At 41.6% G+C, this 3,541-nt stretch carries 2 protein-coding genes and 2 pseudogenes; 3 read left to right on the forward strand and 1 reads right to left on the reverse strand.

Annotated elements, in window-relative coordinates; genetic code table 11:
- Positions 1-376: 376 nt before the first annotated feature.
- The 3 genes and pseudogenes from QT974_RS32605 to QT974_RS32615 all read left to right on the forward strand — a co-directional run bounded on the left by QT974_RS32605 (position 377) and on the right by QT974_RS32615 (position 2,820).
- Positions 377-661, forward strand: coding sequence for a hypothetical protein (locus QT974_RS32605; protein ID WP_333472504.1), 285 nt, complete (start codon positions 377-379; stop codon positions 659-661).
- A 160-nt stretch (positions 662-821) separates the two neighbouring features.
- Complete coding sequence (locus QT974_RS32610; protein ID WP_333472505.1) at positions 822-1,397, forward strand: hypothetical protein; 576 nt, start codon at positions 822-824, stop codon at positions 1,395-1,397.
- Between the two features lie 466 nt (positions 1,398-1,863).
- A pseudogene (locus QT974_RS32615) lies at positions 1,864-2,820 on the forward strand (IS630 family transposase).
- Here QT974_RS32615 and QT974_RS32620 read toward each other — a convergent pair.
- A pseudogene (locus tag QT974_RS32620) lies at positions 2,814-3,285 on the reverse strand (transposase family protein); the annotation flags it as partial. The pseudogenes QT974_RS32615 and QT974_RS32620 overlap by 7 nt on opposite strands.
- Positions 3,286-3,541 lie beyond the last annotated feature (256 nt).

Here is a 3,541-nt window from a genome sequence, read left to right on the forward strand (position 1 = left end):
AAATGCCCTGTCGCCCAATCTGGTTAACTGTGGCTTCCACATCCAATTCTACAGGCGGCCCTTCCCGCACGGGACGGCGCAAGTAACGCCAACTTTGCTTCATCTGCCACCGCGTCACTGGGAAATATTCCGAGGTCAACCTTCAGTGCGGTTATCAGCCTAAATTTTTGCCCTTTACCCCCAGAAAAGCCTTTACAGCCAGAGCGCTTTTGACTCCCCCGCTTCTATTATGCACGGATGCAGCGCGGGTTATTGACATGATATCATCAGGTAAATATTGCTGACCTCATCTCCCTAGTTTACCATAAAATATATGGTAAACTAGAGAGTTATGTTGGCACTAAAAAGACGTTCTATCGATAAATTTGTAAAGCCTGTGAAAGCCCGTGAATTCTGTAGACTTTGGTTTAATGCTGATGCAGAGATGGAAGCTACGAGGGGCTATAGAGCCGAGTGCGTTCGTTTGTTGAGTCGCATCTTGGCCGTTCAAACAGAGACTATTTCGAGTAAGTGGGGAAGTGGCATCGATTTCGAGAAAATGCCCGAACAGTACGAGCGCACGTTAGCTTATGCCAATTCCCTCCGTTCCATCCTCGACGCAGCGGGCAACAATCCAGAACTTTCCAGCATCATTGCCGATCGCCTCAAACAATCGCGCTAGTAACTCACCTGAAATTAATACCTTATATTATATGGTAAACTCCTTGACTGACCCGCTCGCAGGTTTTAGGGTGGGGAATGACGCCCTGGTGTAGTGGTGCAAACACTCCCGCCAGGACTTCTCCCATTGCTGATAACACCAGCTACCAAGGAGCAACTTTATGTTTGCAGATTACGGGCAGCCATTGCAAGCCGCCCAACCAAGCTTTGTAGAAATACCCAACCCCCGCGTCACCACGACCCGGGGACGCATCGAAGTAACGGACGTTCGTTCCCAAAGCGTCACCGGTCGCTTGCTGGACGATCGAGACAACCCGGTTCTTGAATACGGGCACCCAGTTTACATCTGCGTCCGCAAGTCGGAGGTCATATGTCCTACCGAACAAGCCAACATGATGAGTTGGTGGGAACTCGGAGAACAAGCGATTGCGGGATACACGACACCCAAAAAATATTCTCTGGAATCCTTAATCAACCGATTAGACGGACTCAACTCGGATGAACTGTATGCTTTGCGAACCTTCGTTTGTTTGGAAAGCGATCCATTCCAAGCGTATTCCGGTAGCGTCAACAACGACTTATCCCACTTACAGCTTTGGTTTCCGACAGTGCGAGTTCTTTGTCGTGTCGAACAAAACCAGTTAGCTGCTGCGTTGTGTACTTGCATCGTGGTTGCAGGGTCTAATCAATCCGAAACTGAAACTGCACCTGTACCAGGAAGTCGGAGGAACGATTAATTCTTGAGTTGATAGAAGATGCCGTCTCAATTTCTCTTGGAGTCCGGTTAATGGGTTGAGTTCTTTTATAGGGTTTTGTCTACGGCAAGCGTAATTGGGGGTGTCGAAAAGAAAAGCTTATATCAAAATGATGGAGCTCCAAGCCCAGGAAGCTGCTGAGATTGGACGCCCGAGAGTAATCGTACAAGACAACGGCCCAATACACCGATGCAAAGAAGTCCAAGAGTTATGGCCGCATTGGGAAAATCAAGGTTTATATATAGCCTTTCTCGGAAAGATGAGGTATCATGTTACTGACACTCACTCATGAGGGTCAAACAGAGAAGACACGATCGAATGAACTAGAATTACATGGTTCAGTAAAGCCAAGGGAAAGCGATAGCACGCATCATAGCATTTTTCTGACAGCACGAAGAAGTTGACTCACAAAAAGTCAACTTGTACTCCTCTTAATACATTGTTGAAAATGAAAACTTATTCGATTGATTTTAGGCAAAAAATCCTTGATACTTATCATACTGAACCGATTTCACAAAAAGCAATAGCTAAGCGTTTTTCGCTCTGCCCTCAGCTTTGTACAAAAACTGCTTAAACAATATCGTGAAACAAAAAACATTACTCCCCGAACTGACCGATGTGGAGTCAAAGGCAAACTGAATGCAGAGCAACTACTCATATTGGCCCAATTGATTGAAGAAAACAATGATGCCACTCTTGAAGAACTTCGTTATTTACTTTATGGGAAAATTGGATTTTCTGTTAGTAGATCGACAATAGCAAGAATGATAAAACTCTTAGATATTACTGTCAAAAAAAAACTCTCTTCCCTTCAGGCAAAGGAACCGATCGAGTTCAACTCCTGCGATGTGAGTTCTGGCAAAAAATTAAAGAGGTTAGTTTGAAAGACTTAATATTCATTGACGAATCGGGAGTTAATTTGGCAATGGTTAGGTTATATGCTAGAGCTTTGAAAGGTCAAAGAGCCCAGGGGCCAAAACCAACTAAACGTGGCAAAAATGTCTCAATAATTGGAGCTATGTCAGTCAAGGAAATTTTGACATCTGTTAATCTAATAGGTGGAACTGATGCAATTACATTTGAAGCTTTTATTATCAGAAAACTTGTGCCAAAACTATGGAAAGGGGCTTGTGTAGTTATGGATAATTGTCCCATTCACTTGGGAGAAGAAGTGGAAAAAGCTATCGAAAAAAAAGGGGCAAAATTAATATATTTATCTCCTTATTCACCAGATTTTTCACCAATTGAAAATCTCTGGTCAAAACTTAAAATAATTCTCCGTTCTATCAAAACTACTAATTATCAAGAACTAGCCAAAGCCATAGAGTTGGCGTTCAGTCAAGTTACATCATCAAATATTTTTAACTGGTTTACACACTGCTGTTATTGTACCTCATCTTTGTGAGAAAGGCTATAACTATTAGTGTGATAGTCCTTTATCCCTTGATAGCCACTATCTTGTAAGCTATTTGTTTCGGGATGAAAATGAACTTTACTTTTTTTAAACAAGTTAAAGTCGTGGCAATGTCCTGGTCCAAAAGCAGTGCAAATAATTTCTTTTGTTTCTTGATTAATTACCAATTGAGTTTTTAGAGTATGACACTTTTTCTTGCCTGAGTAATATCTCTTCTGTTTTTTTTTGTCGTTCAATAGTTGTTTCTGTGACATCCATCACCACGAATTCTGGATAATCAGAGTCTTTGAGTAATGCCTTTTTCCCGGGAATACGGAACTTTCCTGTTTTCATTAAAGTAGATTCAATATCAGTTACAATTCGGCAAATTGTTGATTCAGATACTCCCCAAGTTGTCCCAATATGAAAATATGTTCGATACTCTCTCCAATATTCCAAGGCTCCTAAGACCTGTTCAGAGAGAGTTAGGATGGTGCGACGCCCTCTTTTGTCTTTCTGATTTTCTGACTTAAAATTTTCCAATGCGCTAACCATTGCTTTAAAGGTTTCAATCTTGACACCAAATCTACGTTGAAATTGATCGGGTTTTAAGTTTAGATAAAATTGATTTTTCATGATTTACTCGTTTTGTAACGACAACATCACTTTATAGCATTTTATTCTGTTGATAACAAGACAAGAGTGAAAATAAGTTAACAGTTGGTATTCAATC

The sequence above is a fragment of the Microcoleus sp. BM001215392 genome, from assembly GCF_036700185.1.
In the GTDB taxonomy this organism is placed as follows: domain Bacteria; phylum Cyanobacteriota; class Cyanobacteriia; order Cyanobacteriales; family Microcoleaceae; genus Microcoleus.